Here is a 17,193-nt window from a genome sequence, read left to right as displayed (position 1 = left end):
GTATAGAGGGTAATAACTGTCGCCTTAGACACCGATTAAGACGAGCGGTTAGAAAGACTTGTTGCTTCTCAAAAAAGCTTGATAATCATTTTAAAGTGTTTGATTTGGTGTTCTTTTACATCAATTATGGCTACGTCTGATGCCAGCATACTTTTTAGAACACCACCTATAAAGGAAGACTTATCACTTAGTTGGCTGGCACCATTTTGTAAATATAAAGCTCCCAGTGGGTTCTGTGCCAAGTCGCCTTGGGTTGCAATCGTTGCTAGGTTGTCAGTGACTGTTTTTACCAAACCAACGGGCAAATAGACAATGCGGCGCAGTGCTCGTGTGAACCAGCGGTCTGCGTAATCAGTACCACGAAAAGGCGCTGATAAAAACACAGCCGTATCTACTTGCGGTAATGCACTTAGCTCAAACCGTTCTTTTAGTTGCTCTTCGCCGAACGACTCTTTGAGTACATCACGAATTTTACGTTTTTCACTATTAGATAGAATGTCTCTATCATCCAGAGTGTCTAGGTCGTCGACCAGATTTTCATCGGACAACATCATACGCGCGATGATGGCACCCATGCTATGACTGATAATCACGCTGTTTTGGCTGGCACGATTCTGTCCTTTGGGGTCCGTTTGCTGATACGTGCTATTAATCAAACGTTGAATTTGATAGCGGTTTTCTAAAATAGGCAAGTTGGTTGGATAAAATATCTGCCAAACTTGATAGTTATCGCGCAATTTATCGTCGTTGAGAATATCGTTGGTCAAATTTACCCAAGTGGCAGGACTAGAGGCCAAGCCATGCAACATAATCAGTACGCGCTTATTGGGATCATAAGGCTCAAGCATAAATAGTTTGGGTAGACTGGCATCTGGCTGGCGGGTTATTAAATTGAGATAACCCACACCATCCAGTTGATTCTCTGACAGCCACAAGCCATAACCTGCGGAGAAATTGGCAGCTAGAGGATAGTCGCTATTTAGAATATTGACGCTCTCGCTTTGGTACGGGTTATATAAATGCACATCGAGCTTGCGATTATTCAGTACATCTAGCACGCTATCGCCACTTGGTTTAATCAATCCCGTTAACAGCAGGTGTCCAGTAGGATAGATGCGCGAACTTGGCTCGCTATCACCTTGACTGTCGTTGTCTTTTTCACGATTCAATCTATCTGAAAGTGATGACACCAATAACTGGCGGATGGTGGTGGTATAACGATCATCTAATGAAGCCACTAAACTGATACCCAAGCCTGGACGTTTACTGATTGAGTTAAGCCCAGATAGACGTAGATCGTAGGTAGATACTAGATCTGCTAGGGCAGAAGTTTGTTTATGGGCATTTTGCAGATAGCTATTTTCATTGGGCAAATAAATACCAAGGTCATAATCATCAACTTGTACCTTCATGACTTTGACTTGGTCAGTCAGTTTGCCTTTTAGTGGTGGATTTAGTGGTGAGTGATTGGCAATCGCTGCTAGGTTATTGTCATCGATATGACTGGCAGTCGTTGGTAGATAGTCTACGTCTGTATCACCCATGACTTTACCTGAGCCATTGACTGATCTGTATAACTGGGTAATGACATCATTATTGGCGGAATTATAGATATCTTGAGTCTGAATATCGTTGTCATTTGGAATACGGTTTTGCGCATTCAGACTTTTATCTTGGTCAGCACCCTCAAAATCGTGGGTCAAACTGTCATAAAACAAATAGGTATAACTGTACTTGATCGCATCAAACAGCCGTTCTTGATAACCAGTGAGACAACGGTTGTTTTTTTCTTCTTGGGTTTTGGCTTCAGCATCGTCTAAAGGCGCATTGGCATAATAAGGATCAATTGGTGGTCGGGCAAGGGCATTGCGGCAGTCTTCAGAGTCTTTAAGCTGGCGAGCCTTGGTGTAATGAAGCTCTGAGAAAACAGCCAGTGCAGGACGATAGTGTTCATTTAAAATACTGTCGGTAAGCTGAGTCAAGCATAAGTCAAACTGCTGCATACAGGCTTGTTCATTGAGCCCTGCTGATAATAACGCCGATTCCGTGTCGCTGCTGAGTTTTTTGCTAGTGACGATGTTGCCACGCTGCGCCGTAATGGTTTTCGCTGATGCCTGTTTATTCACCGATACCGTACTACAGGCAGGCAATAACGTGACCGCCGCTATCAAGGCTATGGAAATGATAGAAGTAGCGTTATTCTTGGCAGGCGTCGCCATACTTTTAATGGGGTTAGCGAAAGTCATAGGTCAGTCCAGTAAATAATAGTCGTAAAACCATGATTGATTGAATCAGCAATTGGAAAGAAAGAGTGTAGCGTAACTTTTAATATTAAACTATTTAACAGGCACAAATTAACAGGCACAAAAAAACGCCTGTCTTCTATATTGAAATAATATCCATATAAAAGAAAGACGCTCAGAGCTTTTGTTTTAAATGCTGCGAATTATCCTATTTTATCACCATTTTAAAATAAGAACACGCTCTAGTAAATAGGGTACGTTTACGCACTTGGTTTAATATCGATGTCAGGCGCAGGGATATCCCAAATATAGAATTTGCCTTCTTCAACAATTTTGATTTGCTTAGGAATGATTTTATTGTCAGGATGCTGACCTTCGAGGCGACGCAGACGCTCCAAAGCTTCATCACGACGATCACTCAACAAGTCTGACTGAGCCAAGCTTTGCTCGGCTTCGGTGTAGCCCATAGACACTGCACGGTCTAGGTACTTTTGACCTTCTTTAAAGCCGCCGCCTTCTGATAGCATCAAACCATATAAAAAGTTGGCTTCACCACTATCTGATTGTAGCTTAATCGCTCGGTCAATATACCTTCCGCCGCGTATAGTATAGTCTGAGCCCAAATCTAGATTACGTCCCATGCCATTCAGTTTGGCTGCACGAAGTAGTACATCGTAAGAGGCATTTGGCGATTCAGCATAAGGCTGGATCCATTCGGCCAATACCTTGATTTTTTCACGTGTATAGTGGCGCTGCGAGCGGTTAGGGAAGTTTGGCGGATAATGACGGGCGTTAGGTGATACTTCTTTGATGAAATCATCAAGTAAGCTTACGTCTAGCTTATCGATGCTGCCGCCGGTTTGTTGTGGAATCAATGTTGTCGGTACAAAACTCACGTCAGATAGTTCTAGCTGCGGGGTTGGGATATTAGTCAGTTGACCACTACGCAAATCTACGCCAGTCGCCGTCATCGGACCACGCTTATAAACGTGAGTCGCTCCTTTAAATTCAGGCGTTGATGGGACTGATTTGAGCGTTTGCGGCTGCGCTGTACTCATAGGAGCACGGTTTTTCTGAGATTCACTCTTTTGAGTGTTTGTTTGTTCAACATCCTTATCATTTTTCGGTGCATCGTTTTGTTGAGTATCGGCCGTCGTATTAGCTTTAGGGCTAGCACGGCGAATCACACGCTTGCTTGAATCTGTGGCACTAGGGACAGAAGATGTGGTGACGGCATCTTCTTTTGTAGTATCAGTTTCAGCAGCATTTATAGGCGCAGACAGCAGCATGGTACATGCCGCGGCCAATGCTGTTAGCGTGGCAAACTTGGGCGACTTGGTAGATAAATGGCTAGAGAGAGTCGATTGGTTAGTGGCTTTCATAAAAGGTGTTACCTTATTTCGTCATTACTTATTAATGGATAATTATGCGGTATTGTGGCTGCAAAATCGTACAAATTTTTAATACCTTAGCAAAGTAAGCCAAACGCTATCAGTAGTAGGAATGTTAATAGTAAGAATTAATCACGCCCAATCGTATAGACAAAGTGACCAAAGATACATTATCTACCGTTACAAATGATAGGCGGTGGCTTTCATACGATTGGCCATCCAGCGCATGGTATAACGTACAGGTGGTGATAATGCCGCGCCGCCGCTCGCCAGCGCCAGCTCACGATGGTGTAATTCTTCAATATCCATTTGTGCCAGTATTTCTTTTGAGCGCTGATCGTGTTCGGGCAATTGCGTGATATGGTCTTGCAGGTGTTCGCTGACTTGGGCTTCCGTCTCGGCTACGAACCCCAAGCTAAACTCGTTAGAGATAGCGCCAGCTACCGCGCCAAGACCAAAAGACATGCCGTACCATAGCGGGGTAAATACACTGGCATGGCTGCCAAGCTCGTCTAATCGAGTCTCGCACCAGACCAGATGATCGACTTCTTCTTCAGCAGACTGTTGCATGGCTTGCTTGACGCCGTTGTCTTTGGCAGCAAACGCTTGACCATGATAAAGGCCTTGCGCGCATACCTCGCCAGTATGATTGATACGCATCAGTCCAGCGACATGGCGTGACTCAGTGATGGTCAGCTCAGGAATCTCATCGTTACTGACTGGTAAAGGACGGGTACTGGGGTTTGAATGCGGTACGACAGCTCGTAAAGCCTTGTCAACTCCAAGTAATAACTGATCGATTTTGGATAAGGGACGCAGGGCCATGATTCACTCCTGATGGCTTTATGGACAATCAAAAAAAGCTATTTAGAAAATAAGGTTGTTTAGAAAATAATATTATTCAGTTTGTGAGGCAATATAATCGCAGTTTCTATACTACAGCCACTGCCTCACAAACATCACTATAGCAAACAATCCAAATTATCGGCACGAATATTATTGACTGATTTCATCATGCGTTTGGATAACCGCTTTTTTGATATGTTTGTTGAGCTTGATGTATAAAAAGGCACCGAAGACAATATTTAACAGTCCCGTTACCAAAAATAGCTGTGGCAGCGTCAGCCCGAAAGTATTTAAAATCACAATGGCAAAAATCGCTGAAGTGACCATAAATATCGCATTAAAAATATTGTTGGCACCAACAATGCGCGCGCGATGGCTTTTGGGCGCATAGGCCTGCATAGACGCATATAACGGCACGATATATAGACCGCCACTAAAGCCCAAAAAGAACAAGTCCGCAAAGACGCGCCAGCTACCGCTCATCCCAAACAGGTCGCTGATGCCAAGTAGCGTGTCACTACTGACATTGATATTCAACCCTGAAAGCGAAAAGTATAAGTCGATAGCGAAGATGCTTAAGCCGGCAATACCAAAAGGCAGCAGGCGTAGACTCACTTGGTTTTTAGTCAACGATTTACATAACAACGAGCCAATCGACACACCAACAGAAAACAAGGTCAATAAGAAAATGACCACCGACTCATCACCATACAAGATTACCTTACTGAACTCTGGTGTTTGGGTCAAAAACGTCGCCCCATAAAACCAAAACCAGCTGTTGCCAAGGATGACAAAGAATAAAAAGGGCAGAGAGTATAGATAGCGTACAGTCGCTAGACTGGTGGTAAAAATATTCCAATTAATATTTAAATTGGGCTGCATCGCGGGCATGTTGGGTATCGATCGTGCGACAAAATAACCCAATACAGCCACTATTAATACGGTGACGCTAATCCAATACAGCGGCTGCGTTATCTGGGTTAAGAACCCTGCGATAATCATCCCGAGCAAGATAGCTAAGGAGGTGCCCATTTGGAATAAACCATTAGCACCAACCAATTCGTCTTCCCTCATCGCTTGTGGTAAATAGGCATACTTAATAGGTCCAAAAAAGGTGGATTGTGTGCCCATGAGAAATAATGCGACAAATAATAGGGCATACCACTCAAATACAAACCCTACTGTCGCAATCACCATAATGGCCAGCTCAAGTAATTTGATCAATCGCGTGAGTTTTGATTTTTCAAACTTATCTGCAATCTGACCTGCCAATGCCGAAAACAAAAAATAAGGCAAAATAAATAACATCGCGGCCAAGTTATTTAAAATACTCACTTCCATACCCAACTGACTGGCAGCGGTATAAGTCAAAACTAGAATGAGTGCTTGTTTAAAAATATTGTCATTAAACGCGCCCAAAAACTGGGTAAAAAACATGGCGCTAAAACGGCGGCGCTTAAATAACTGAAACTGATTGGCCATGAAAATTCCTACAGATGGGGCGCAGCTGGTAGATTAAAGCGAGACACTGAACGCCGCTTTGAAAGTAAAGGTAGCGGTCGACATGATTCTTGAGCCAACGCTTGTTATAATTATCAATAGTATCAAAAACTTAATAGAATATAGCATAGGTTTTATCATTATTAAGCCGTATAATAGCAAGGCTTTGGTAAAAATACATGCGCTCGACGCTATGATTTCATAATTATCTAAGTTATGATTTGTAAATTTTAAATGCTTGTGTCTCAAAGTGTGGGCGACGGCAAACGCTTTCTAGCACTTAAGACTGTCTGTATATGCTACGATTCCATTATTTGAAATTGCGCTTGAATGGGCGCTGTGATTCGTCCTACAGACCATCGTTATCATAAGTATGATAGTAAATTATTAATCCCAGCCAACTGCTATACGTTTATTCACCGGTGAGATTTAACCATCATTATCGTCAATAATAGTGTGCCGCGTGAGGTGATAGGAAACCAACATGAAACAGCAACCTACAACCCTAGCGCACGATGTAGCGGTTAATAAAAAGCATAATACTGTCAATATTTTTGATGGTATTAATACTGAAAATATTCATCGTCATGCCCCGCGTACTCATTTCACGCGTTCAACACTTTTTACTGCGCTAGCGACCAGCTTGGTAGGTTTTGGTATTGCCCCTACGGCGGTGGCTGACACCGTCAATCAATCAGGTGTCGTAGATGACACTATCAGCAACCAAATCGTTGTGAATGAGCCATCTGCCAGTCAAGCCTCTACTGAACGAGCCCCTGCGAAAAAAACACCTACTAAACAATCAGCCACACTTTCGGAGGATGATACTCAGGTTGATATCGCCTTAGATGCCTTGCGTCTTAAAAAGGCGGTAGAGCAAGGCCTCATCGACCAGTCCGTATTGGATGATTATAGTGAGGAAAGTCTAGGGATTAAAAATTCTAATGCTCAAAAAACGCCTGCTTCTCAATCAAATCCTAATGCCAATGTTGATGCTAGTGTCGATACCAATGTCGATGCAGATTATAAAGATAATTCAGATAGTGTGAATGGTGCTGATAGCAATCCGTCCGATATGCCTGACACCACCAATGAGGATTTGTTGCAGCAAGCGACAGCGATACAGCAACAAGGCTATCAGATGATGACGCCTGAAGAGATTGATCGTGAGCTTGCTGAGCTGGATAGACAGAATGCCGAAGAATTTGATGCTATCAATAATAGCAACAACGCTAATGGCAACGAAATTAGTGCCAATGGCAATGTTGACGACAATATTGACAGTAGTGTTAACGATAATATTAACGACAGTGACTTTGATGCGCCAATCGCGACGCTAGGCAGTACAACCGTACCGATGGGTTTAGATACCGATCTAGATGCCACCAATTTGCCCACCCCTAGTAACCTTGACACCTTAGGTAAGAACGAAACAGCAGCCAAACAGGCCGAAACGTCTGAGGTTGCGTCTCGTCCAGTTAACGTCAGCGACTCCGTCAGTAGTGGGCGTGTTGATGACGTTACAGATAGTAGTGATGATCTTTCAGCGAATGCGAATGAGGCATCAGACAATCAGGATGAGTCGGCGTCAAACGTCATAGATCCCGATGAATATTTGCCAGATTATCAGACAGACAATCAGCCCGTCAGCGAAAGTGTCGAGCAAGCCAGTAAACCTAAGCCGCTGGCTCGCAATAAAGGCAATATCGTCAAGCGCCTTTATAATCGTTTGTTTAAAGGTGGCGTTAAGGCATTACCGCATGTAGAAACGACAGTGTACATGCAAGAAGCCGCTGCTGAAGACACCATTGATGGTAAGCCTAGAATAACCAAAGCGGATGACGATGTTCAGCCAATGAAAAATATCAAAGCCGCTCTTGATGACACTACCGTTCAATCGGTCGTTGACTTTACCGCGGCCTTACCACGTCTACGCCAAACGGCATTAGATGCTGCCAATGCAGTCGGCTATTATGACGTTACTTTGCGTCTGCGTCAGCCTAACAGAGACACCATCGATGTGGTTATTGAAGCATTGGGCGAACCTGTGCTTGTGGACAGCCGTGTTGTCGAAGTTCGCGGTGCAGGCAGTGAGCAACCAGAATTTGTAGCCTTAGAAAAAGAGTTGCCCCCAGAAGAAGGTGATATCTTCAATCATCGCACTTATAAAAACAGTAAAGCGGCACTCGAGTCACTAAGCAGTACTTATGGGTATTTTGACCAATATTGGCTCAACAAGTCTGTTGGTATCATCTTACCAGACAACATAGCGGATGTGTCCTTGGTCTATAATACTGGCGATCGTTATGAGTTTGATGATGTTGTCTTTTTTACTTATGACCGAGAGTCCAACACCTTAACTCGAGATCCTGAAAAGCTGCCTGTTGAGTTGCCTTTGTTGCAGCAATTACTCGATTTTAAACCAGGGGATCCGTTTTATCGCCCAGCCATCACCAAATTTAGTAATGATTTATCAGCGACTCGTTATTTTAATACGGTCAACGTTGAGTCAGTATTACCACCAGATGAGCGCAGTGAAGCCAGTACATTGGCTTTTGATAATGCACCAACTAACGACAATGATACGCCAGATGATGATAGCGATAATGTTAATCTTGATAGTGCTACTCTTGATAATGGTGACATCGAAGAAAGTAAAAGTGACATCGAAAATAAAAGTGGCTCGGAGGTTGTTAGTGATGATGCCAGTAATAAAGTCGATGATGGCGAAATCGATGCAGAGAGTGAAGAGAGTCTCAATGCTGATAGTGGAGAGTCAGTCAATGACGCTGACATTGCCGCAATCGAGTTTGAGGTTGATGAAGAAACGCTCGATAAACTGCAAGCTGTCAAACAAAAAGCAGATCGCTTAAGTCGCTTGCCAAACGATCGTGTATTGGATGAAAAAGACCAAAAAGCAGATAGTGTTTTAGGCAAAATTAGCGACTCAATCAGTAATGTTGCGCAAAAAATCTTCCCTGATGAAGAGACTCTAATTTCTGATGAAAACTTCGTGCCACCGACGCTCGAAGGACGTAAAACACCGCAGCAAGTGGCAGAGAGTAAAAAAGTACCATTGTATGTCTTTGTATCTTCTGATAAACCACGCGATGCTCAAGTCGGTCTGGGTTATGGGACGGATACGGGTGTTCGTGCCACGGCAAAGGTAGATTATAACTTACTCAATCGTAAAGGTTATCAAGCGGGCGTAGAGACAGAGGTGTCCAGAATCACTAAGAATGTGGCCGTCTATGCGAGCCGACCCTGGAAACATCCTCTCAATGATACCTTGGATGCCCGTCTTAGCTATGAAGAAGAGGTGATCGACCAAGGTAAAGGTAACTTCGACTTGTCGACCAAAACGCTAAAAGCAGGGCTGGCACGCAATATTCGCCGTGAAAGTGGTTGGAATCGTGTTTATTCCATGCGCTATCGGTTGGATGAGCTCGAAACGGGCGTTGATAAAGCGGACTTGGACGATTTGCCTATTCGCTTTGTCTCCTCTAAGCCCAAGCAACGAGCGCTGTTATTTGGCTATGGTCTCAATAAGGCAGACGTGGATAGTGCGACCAACCCAACTCGCGGTATACGCCAGTATTATTCGGTCGAAGCAGGGGCTGATAAAGCACTTAGCGACACTGATTTGGCAATCGCTCGCGCAGGTGTTAGCGGTATCTATAGCTTTGGCGAGGACAAAAAACATCAATTACTGGGCAGTGTAAATACTGGCTATATTTGGGCGGATGATTTTAATGAAGTGCCTTATAAATTACGTTTCTTTGCTGGTGGTGATCAAAGTATCCGTGGCTATGACTATGAGAGCCTATCACCAATAGACAAAGGCTATCTAACCGGCGGGCAAATACTGGCTGTCGGTAGTGCAGAGTATAACTATGAGTTTAAACCAGGCTTCCGCGGGGCATTCTTCACCGATGTGGGTAATGCTTACGACAAAAAATTTGAGACTGACACAAAGGTCGGCGTCGGCGTCGGTATCCGCTGGGCATCTCCTGTAGGGGTGGTGCGCGTCGATGTCGCGGCTGGTGTGACAGAAAGTAGTATTCCAGTTAGACTGCACTTCTTTATTGGCTCGCCTTTATAGTTGCTTAAATTAGTGACTTAAATAAATAGCTTAAAGTAACCAATTAGACCCATCGCTTGATTTGTTCCATGTATTATTTATCATACCGATTGCTGGTAATCATTCTTTAACGTAGTTGAGTGTCATGCTGACAAAAAATACCCCGCCCAATAACTCATCAGATGAAGATCCAGCACAACGCGATGCCCGTGCAGTCAAACGTTGGTATCCGCTGTCATTTTTGATCAAACTGTCTGTGCTCATTCTCATCGTATTGGCGATTATGTTCGCCATATTTTTGTATGCGGCTGGGACAGAATCAGGCACCAAGTTTATCCTAGAGAAAATTAGTGTCGAGACGGGTATCGACTTCAAATACGGGCGCGGTAACTTGCGTGACGGTATTTGGGTGTCTGATATCGACATCAAAGCGACCGAAGATCTTGAAATATTGGTCGATAAAGCCTACGTCAAGATAGGCTGGCGCGCCGTATTTGCTAAAACAGTGCATTTGCGTGATGCCGATATACAAACCATCGAGATTATCAATAATGCGCCACCGACAGGTGAGCCGTTCGATTATAAAACGCTACAACTACCCGTCAACTTGCGTTTCGATCAAGCCAAAATCAAAAATATCACTTATAAGCAAGTGACTAAAGAACCTGTCGTTGTCCATGATATTGTTGCCCGTGATTTGGCATGGGTGGGTACTGAAGTCACGGTGGGTCGCGGTAATTTACAGTATGCCGATATCGTCAAGATCAACGCCTTAAAGGGTAAGATTGACTTACAAGGCGATTATCCGCTGGATCTGAGCGCCATTGTAGAAGTTAGCGCACTAGAAAAAGCCTACGTTGACCCACTGAATATTACCGCAAAAGGTACGCTAAAACGCACCGTCGGCAAGGTGCGTAGTCGTTATAACGACAGCGATGTCAGCGGTGATTTTGTGGTGCAAGGATTGGATGACGATGCACCATTTAGGGCAAAGTTGCAATGGGATGACATCCTTATTCCTTATGCCGACAGTCAAGATATTCGTCTAAAAAGTGGTACCGCGACCGCCACTGGTGTCATCTCTGAGATACGTCTGCGTATCAACACCGAGCTGACAGCCAAAGACATTCCGTCAGGTCATTATCAAGGCCGCGCTATCATTGCCAACAGCCAGTTGCGCGTTGATCGCTTAGATGCACAAGTTCCAGCTGGAAACTTGGTACTGCAAGGTATTTTAGATTGGAAAGACAGCTTTGATGCAAAAGTACGAGCGACAGGCAGCAATTTTGATGTTCGCCGAGCTATTCCTGATGAGTACGCCGATTTTAAAGCCTATGCCCCGCAAAAGTTAAATGGTCGACTGTCAGTACATTATCAGCAGCAAAATCTTGCTGGTAATACAGAGATTGATGCGGATTTGCGCCAGCGTGATGGCGAGCATATCAATGCTAACATTGCTCAAGGTAAAACATCAGCGAAGTCTAAACAGGTGGCACCTTGGTATATTGATGCAAAATGGCAAAATCTTATCCGCCGCGATGTCCCTAATATTGGTAATATCGATAGCCCGAGTGGGCAGGCAGATGTCATCGTTCGTGGGTCACGATTGTCCGTTGATGCCAATGCAGTGATTAATGAGCTCAATGCCGCACCCAAAGGCAACTATGATGTGCGCGTGCGCAAAGCAGGTGATGTCATTGGTATTAACCGCCTTGATTATAATGGGATAGTGGGTGATTTATCGGGTACTGGGCAGATTCAACTGGCGAGTAACAAGCGTCCTTTAACATGGCAGGTTGACGCTCGTACCAATGGCTTACTACCCAAACAGTATCGCAGTGACTTACCGCTTGAGCGTTTGACAGGAAGTGTCAGCGCGCGCGGGCGTTTGCTAAATATCAATAAAGGCGGCATCAGTGGTCAGCGCCATATTATTACCTTGAATAATACTGACTTGCAGGCACAACTTGATGCCTCGCAGGATGGTCGTAAGATCGGTTTGACCGGTGGCGGCGATGCCAGTGTTGATATCGTTGGTGGTGAGCTATCGGTGTTCGATGCGCGCTTTGATGGGCAAGTCGATACTGCTGATGTGCCAAAAGGACAGCTAGCTATCGATGCTGCTGGTACGCCAAAGCTTATCAGTATTCGAAAATTAAATTATAACGGTGAAGCCGGCGCAGTGAATGCGAAAGGTGTTATCGATTTGCGTAAAAATATCGGCTGGACGGTAGAGGGTCGTTTTGATAAATTTAATCTAGGTTATTTCTTACCCAATAATCCAGCGATTATTACTGGTGATCTGAAAACCAGTGGTGCATGGCAGAGCGCACCTAAAAATAACACCAATGCGAAAGGTCAGCTTAAAAACTTTGCCGTAAACTTCGATGGCGTATTAGATGCTGAGCAATTGCCAGCAGGTAAGCTGACTATTAATGCCAGTGGTGATGCCCAGCTGATTCGTATCAAGCGCTTACGTCATGTAGGTGCGGCGGGCAGTATCGATGCCAAAGGCACCGTCGATGTCCGCCAAGGTATCGCTTGGGATATTGATGCGGTGATGGATCGCTTTAACGTTGGATATTTTCTAAAAGACACCCCAAGTCTCATCACCGGAACACTCAATACTGATGGGCGCTGGAGCGACTCGCAGCAAATTGTTAATATCAAAAAAATTGACTTAAGCGGTATGTTAAAAGGCAAGCCACTGAGTGCAAAAGGCAGCTTGGCGGCAAAAATGCGTCTGCCAAAAGACTTGGCAAGTTACTTTCAACGTCTACAAACGCAAGATGCTCAAGCGCAATACCAACAAGTCAATGCCTTAATCGATAGCTTAGATGCTGATAATTTAGTACTACGCTGGGGTGATAATTACCTCACGGCTAATGGTAACGCCAAGCAATTACAAACCAAAATAAATCTTACCAGTCTAGATCAGCTATCAGATAAGCTCGCTGGTAAAGTCTCTGGCGGTGCGACGTTATCACAGCCAGCAGGTCAAGCGTTACCCACTATTTATATCGATTTGGTCGGTGAGCGTATTGCGCTGCCAGGCTTTATTTTGCGCCAAGGTCGAGTGCGCGGCAAGCTGGTTAATTTGGCAAATAGCCCCAGTCAGCTTATCGTTACGGCTGAAGGCTTAGATGCCGCTGGGCAGACATTCAAGAATATCAAAGCCTCGTTTAATGGTACTGAACAGGCGCATGTGGTCAACCTTGACGTCGCCAATGAGCAGCTCGATATTGCGGCACGTCTAAAAGGCGGTTTCGATCGAGATAAGCTTAGTTGGTCAGGTGTGATTGGTAAGGGGCGCATCAAATCTAAATACGCTACCTTGAATCAATTACAGCCAGCGCAATTAATTGTGAATTTACCTAATGAGCAAAATGGCAATAGTAACGATTTAAAAGTACAATTGGCAGCGCATTGTTGGCAGGCGACCGACCAAACTGGCAAACTGTGCTTACGTGAAAACTTGGTCGCATCACCAGATAAAGGTGACGTCAATATCGCTTTACAAAATATAGATACTTCATTGTTTTCAGTGTTTTTACCCAAAGACATCGATTGGCATGGCAAGATTAATGGTAAAGCTATTGTCGGCTGGCAACGTGGGCGTCCACCGACCATTAACACCACGCTATATTCGGATAATGGTAAAATTGGCTTAATCCAAGAAGGGGATAGTGCGCCAGTCACGCTGCCGTATAAGCGTATCTCGCTCATCGCTTTATCAGTCCCTGAAGGTATCAAGTTACGCTCAGATATTAATACTGGTCGCGGCGCTCGTGGTTATGCTGAAGTTGTCGTTGATCCCTACAAAGCACCTAAGCCTATTTCGGGCGCGTTGGTACTAAATGAGCTGAATCTAGCGATATTTAAGCCTTTCTTCCCAGGTATGCGCGTATTAGAAGGTAACGTCACGATGGCAGGTGGACTGGGTGGCACCTTGGACAAGCCGCAGTTTTATGGTGATGTAAAGCTCGCTGACGGTCGTATCGCTATGCTTGACTTGCCCGTAAATCTAACCAATGTTAATACTGAAGCCAAAATCCGAGGTACGCAAGCGACTATTGATGGGACATTCAATAGTGGTACGGGGACGGGTAAATTGGTTGGTTCGGTCAACTGGCAACAAAAGCTACAAGCCAAACTCAGCGTTATTGGCGAGCGCTTGGTCATCACCCAACCGCCATTACTAGTGGCTGAAGTGAATCCTGATATTGACATTATTGTGCGCCCAGGTGACCGTTATGTCGATATTAAAGGTGCTGTCAGTGTGCCATCAGCGACCATCCGTCCACCAGAAGCCAGTGAAGATATCATTACCCAAACCGAAGATGCGGTCGTCCTTGATCGTCGCCTCATTGGTAATATCGATGAGGTATTGGCTATCTCAAAACCTTGGTCGATCAACGCAGATGTCGGTGTAGACTTGGGTGACGATATTAATTTCCGAGGGTTTGGTGCGGTTATTCCTCTGGCGGGTGCGATCAATATCAATCAAAATGGCACTGGTATTATGCGCGCTAAAGGGGTGGTGCAAGTATCGCGTCGTACCAACGTCAACGCTTTTGGACAGAGTTTAGAGCTGAACTATGGTCAAGTACGCTTTAATGGCGACGTGATGAAACCTAACCTGAGTATTGAGGCGGTCAAAACTATTGATGGCAAAACAGTGGGCCTACGTGTCAAAGGCAGTACTGAAAATCCAAATATTATCGTCTTTAATAATGCTGGATTGACCCAGCAGCAAGCGATGAATGCCTTGGTGACAGGTCGAATCAATAATAAGGGCGCCACGCAAATCAGTGAGCAAGGGTTTAAATCACAAGTCACCAATAACTTAGCAGCAGCAGGACTGAGCTTTGGGCTTAGTGGAACCCGCAGCCTAACCAATCAAATTGGTCAAGCTTTCGGTTTGCAAAGCCTCACCGTTGATGCCTCAGGTAGCAGCGAAGACACCAATGTCAATGTCACAGGTTATGTGACCCCTGACTTGTATATTCGCTACGGCGTAGGGGTGTTCAATGCTCAAAACAGCTTGTCGATTCGTTATCAGCTGACACGCCGTATCTATGTCGAAGCAACCTCAGCGGCAGAGAATGCCGTGGATGTGGTCTACAGTTGGCAGTTCTAGTAGATGAATTCTATACAGCCCCTAGTCAATCCCATAAAAAACGCCTTGTAATGAAGGCGTTTTTTTATAGATAGGACGGTTCTTAATTTTAATTTATTTGGTCAAAATTAAGCGGTTGTTGCGCGTTAGGCGTAGACGGTATTCTTCGCCTTCATGCTCGATACGTACCTCTTTGGTTAGTGCAAAAAGATGCTGTGATTGTAGAGTAGGCAGACGGTTTTCACGGCAGTTCAAATAACGGGAGATAACCATGCTCATAATAAATTCCTTTTGATGAAATAATTAAACAGTAAAGAGTGACAGCAAACAAGCTATTAACGATAATAATTATCATTTAGATTAAGTGCTTTTGCAAGCTAATTAATAAAATGAATTGCAGTCATTATGTAAATTTAACTAAAGCAGGCGTTATAAAGTAAATATATTAGGGCGTGTCTTCATTTAGTTGCTTTCGTTCAGATTGAGGACATGCTCTATGTCCTAGAAACATTCAGCATGCTTTAATACCTAAGTTAAAAAATAATAAAGGACAATCTCATGTCAAGCCAGTCAGTCAATCCCGCCAAAAAACAAGCTGAAAACCAAGCCACAAATGAAAAAGCAACCATCGTCAATGTTGCGGTGGCAGTTATTCATTATAAAGAGCAGTATTTGCTTGGTTTTCGCAACGCGGCGCAGCATCAAGGCAATCGCTATGAGTTTGTAGGCGGCAAAATAGATGCCAATGAAAGTGCAGAGCAGGCATTGATACGAGAAGTCGCGGAAGAGACAGGGATGGCAATCAGTGGCAATACGATCGTCAAGCTTGGGCGTCTGCATCATGATTATGGTGACAAGCAGGTCAGCTTACAGGTATATATAACAGAGCTGACAACGCTGCAATACGAGAAATATAAGTATTGCCAGCATGGTTTAGAAGGGCAGGCGCTGACATGGGTAAATAAGGATGAGTTATTAGCAGGGCAGTATTCTCTGCCGGCTGCCAACAAGACGATTCTTAAATGGTTGGCTTTGCCTACACAGATAGCGATTACCTATCCGTTAGCACATTTCAACGCGCATCCTAATCCAGAATTGGCATGGCTACAATATCATCAACAGAATGTAGCGCCAGAATCTTGGTTATATATTCGAGTCAAAGAAACTTGTGCCGATAGTATCGCTGCACGATTAATAGAGGCACGACCAGATATCCATGTGATTGTACCCTGTGCTGTTGACAGTCAGCCTTTAGATGTTAAGGCATTGCCAGTGGCTCAAGAGATGGCGGTTAATAGCCAACCCATCAATCAAATCACTGACCGAATCGTCGCCCACCATCTGACTCATCAGGCATTGATGCAATGCTTTAATAATAACGATGAGTTTGTATCCAGCCCACTGCTATCACAAGATTTTCCGTTGATAGTCAGTTGTCATGACGCCACTAGCATTGATGCTGCCAATCAACTGGCCAATACTCGGCTACAACAACAGCTACCACCAGTCATTGGTGCTTTTTTATCGCCTGTTTTAGCCACTCAAACACATCCTGATGCTACGCCGCTTGGTTGGGAATCATGGTCAGCGCTGGCGCAATTGGCTGACATGCCGATTATCGGTTTGGGTGGATTGTCACCCATGATGATTGACCAAGCTTTACAATATGGTGGAGTTAGTATTGCTGGTATTCGTCAGTTTTTATAAGGATAAAAGCCAGCATATAACCGCCGCTAAAAGTTCTTACAAAACCTATATTATAATAGTTGTTTATCGAGTTTTTTTATGACAAACAATTGATTTTAAATCTATTTATCCAAACAGTAACTATGTGTTTGTTCTCAAGTATAGACACATAGTTACTTACAAACCGTTGCGTTTTCCTACATTGCGACACTGTTTTAATAGTCGAGTTGCCCTTAATATATATTATCGAATTAAAGAGTATCTACTCTGCTTTTTATAAGTGAATTGCTTGTAAAAACCTTGTAAAAAGAGAAAGCTGCTCTATTA

8 protein-coding genes are annotated in these 17,193 nt (G+C 44.2%); 4 read left to right on the top strand and 4 right to left on the bottom strand.

Translation table 11 applies throughout. The annotated features are described in order from the left end of the window. On the top strand, positions 1 to 140 hold a 140-nt coding region (locus EI161_RS03415), incomplete at its 5' end, for an IS1 family transposase (RefSeq protein WP_192528726.1). A gap of 2,363 nt (positions 141 to 2,503) precedes the next feature. On the opposite strand, the gene EI161_RS03405 is transcribed toward EI161_RS03415, so the two are convergent. The 3 genes from EI161_RS03405 to EI161_RS03395 form a co-directional block, all read right to left on the bottom strand. Beyond that, positions 2,504 to 3,625 carry a tetratricopeptide repeat protein gene (locus EI161_RS03405; RefSeq protein ID WP_192529001.1) on the bottom strand — a complete coding sequence of 374 codons (1,122 nt, stop codon included), beginning with the start codon at positions 3,623 to 3,625 and terminating at the stop codon, positions 2,504 to 2,506. Between the two features lie 189 nt (positions 3,626 to 3,814). Then, entirely contained in the window at positions 3,815 to 4,453 is a 639-nt protein-coding gene (gene coq7 / locus EI161_RS03400; RefSeq protein ID WP_225735205.1) for a 2-polyprenyl-3-methyl-6-methoxy-1,4-benzoquinone monooxygenase, read from the bottom strand. A gap of 177 nt (positions 4,454 to 4,630) precedes the next feature. Further along, positions 4,631 to 5,962: an MFS transporter gene (locus tag EI161_RS03395; RefSeq protein ID WP_192529000.1), complete on the bottom strand. Its 1,332-nt coding sequence runs from the start codon at positions 5,960 to 5,962 to the stop codon at positions 4,631 to 4,633. 502 nt (positions 5,963 to 6,464) lie between these two features. On the opposite strand from EI161_RS03395, the gene EI161_RS03390 reads away from it, so the two are divergent. After that, on the top strand, positions 6,465 to 10,082 hold the full coding sequence (locus tag EI161_RS03390) for a BamA/TamA family outer membrane protein (protein ID WP_192522459.1): 3,618 nt from the start codon (positions 6,465 to 6,467) through the stop codon (positions 10,080 to 10,082). A 124-nt stretch (positions 10,083 to 10,206) separates the two neighbouring features. Beyond that, positions 10,207 to 15,201: a translocation/assembly module TamB domain-containing protein gene (locus EI161_RS03385; protein WP_192522460.1), complete on the top strand. Its 4,995-nt coding sequence runs from the start codon at positions 10,207 to 10,209 to the stop codon at positions 15,199 to 15,201. Between the two features lie 93 nt (positions 15,202 to 15,294). On the opposite strand, the gene hemP is transcribed toward EI161_RS03385, so the two are convergent. Beyond that, positions 15,295 to 15,453: a hemin uptake protein HemP gene (gene hemP / locus EI161_RS03380; protein WP_227672156.1), complete on the bottom strand. Its 159-nt coding sequence runs from the start codon at positions 15,451 to 15,453 to the stop codon at positions 15,295 to 15,297. A gap of 285 nt (positions 15,454 to 15,738) precedes the next feature. Between hemP and EI161_RS03375 the strand changes: the two genes are divergently transcribed. Further along, positions 15,739 to 16,887 carry an NUDIX domain-containing protein gene (locus EI161_RS03375; RefSeq protein ID WP_192522461.1) on the top strand — a complete coding sequence of 383 codons (1,149 nt, stop codon included), beginning with the start codon at positions 15,739 to 15,741 and terminating at the stop codon, positions 16,885 to 16,887. The last annotated feature ends 306 nt before the right edge of the window (positions 16,888 to 17,193 follow it).

This window comes from Psychrobacter sp. FME5 (assembly GCF_014861375.1).
In the GTDB taxonomy this organism is placed as follows: Bacteria; Pseudomonadota; Gammaproteobacteria; order Pseudomonadales; family Moraxellaceae; genus Psychrobacter.
Note: the sequence above shows the minus strand (reverse complement) of the source record. Positions and strands in the feature narration are given on the sequence as shown.

Excerpts from the sequence above, each read along its gene's own strand:
- EI161_RS03390 (WP_192522459.1), top strand. The coding sequence starts at position 6,465 with ATGAAACAGCAACCTACAACCCTAGCGCACGATGTAGCGGTTAATAAA.
- EI161_RS03375 (WP_192522461.1), top strand. The coding sequence starts at position 15,739 with ATGTCAAGCCAGTCAGTCAATCCCGCCAAAAAACAAGCTGAAAACCAA.
- EI161_RS03385 (WP_192522460.1), top strand. The coding sequence starts at position 10,207 with ATGCTGACAAAAAATACCCCGCCCAATAACTCATCAGATGAAGATCCA.
- EI161_RS03395 (WP_192529000.1), bottom strand. The coding sequence starts at position 5,962 with ATGGCCAATCAGTTTCAGTTATTTAAGCGCCGCCGTTTTAGCGCCATG.
- EI161_RS03405 (WP_192529001.1), bottom strand. The coding sequence starts at position 3,625 with ATGAAAGCCACTAACCAATCGACTCTCTCTAGCCATTTATCTACCAAG.
- hemP (WP_227672156.1), bottom strand. The coding sequence starts at position 15,453 with ATGGTTATCTCCCGTTATTTGAACTGCCGTGAAAACCGTCTGCCTACT.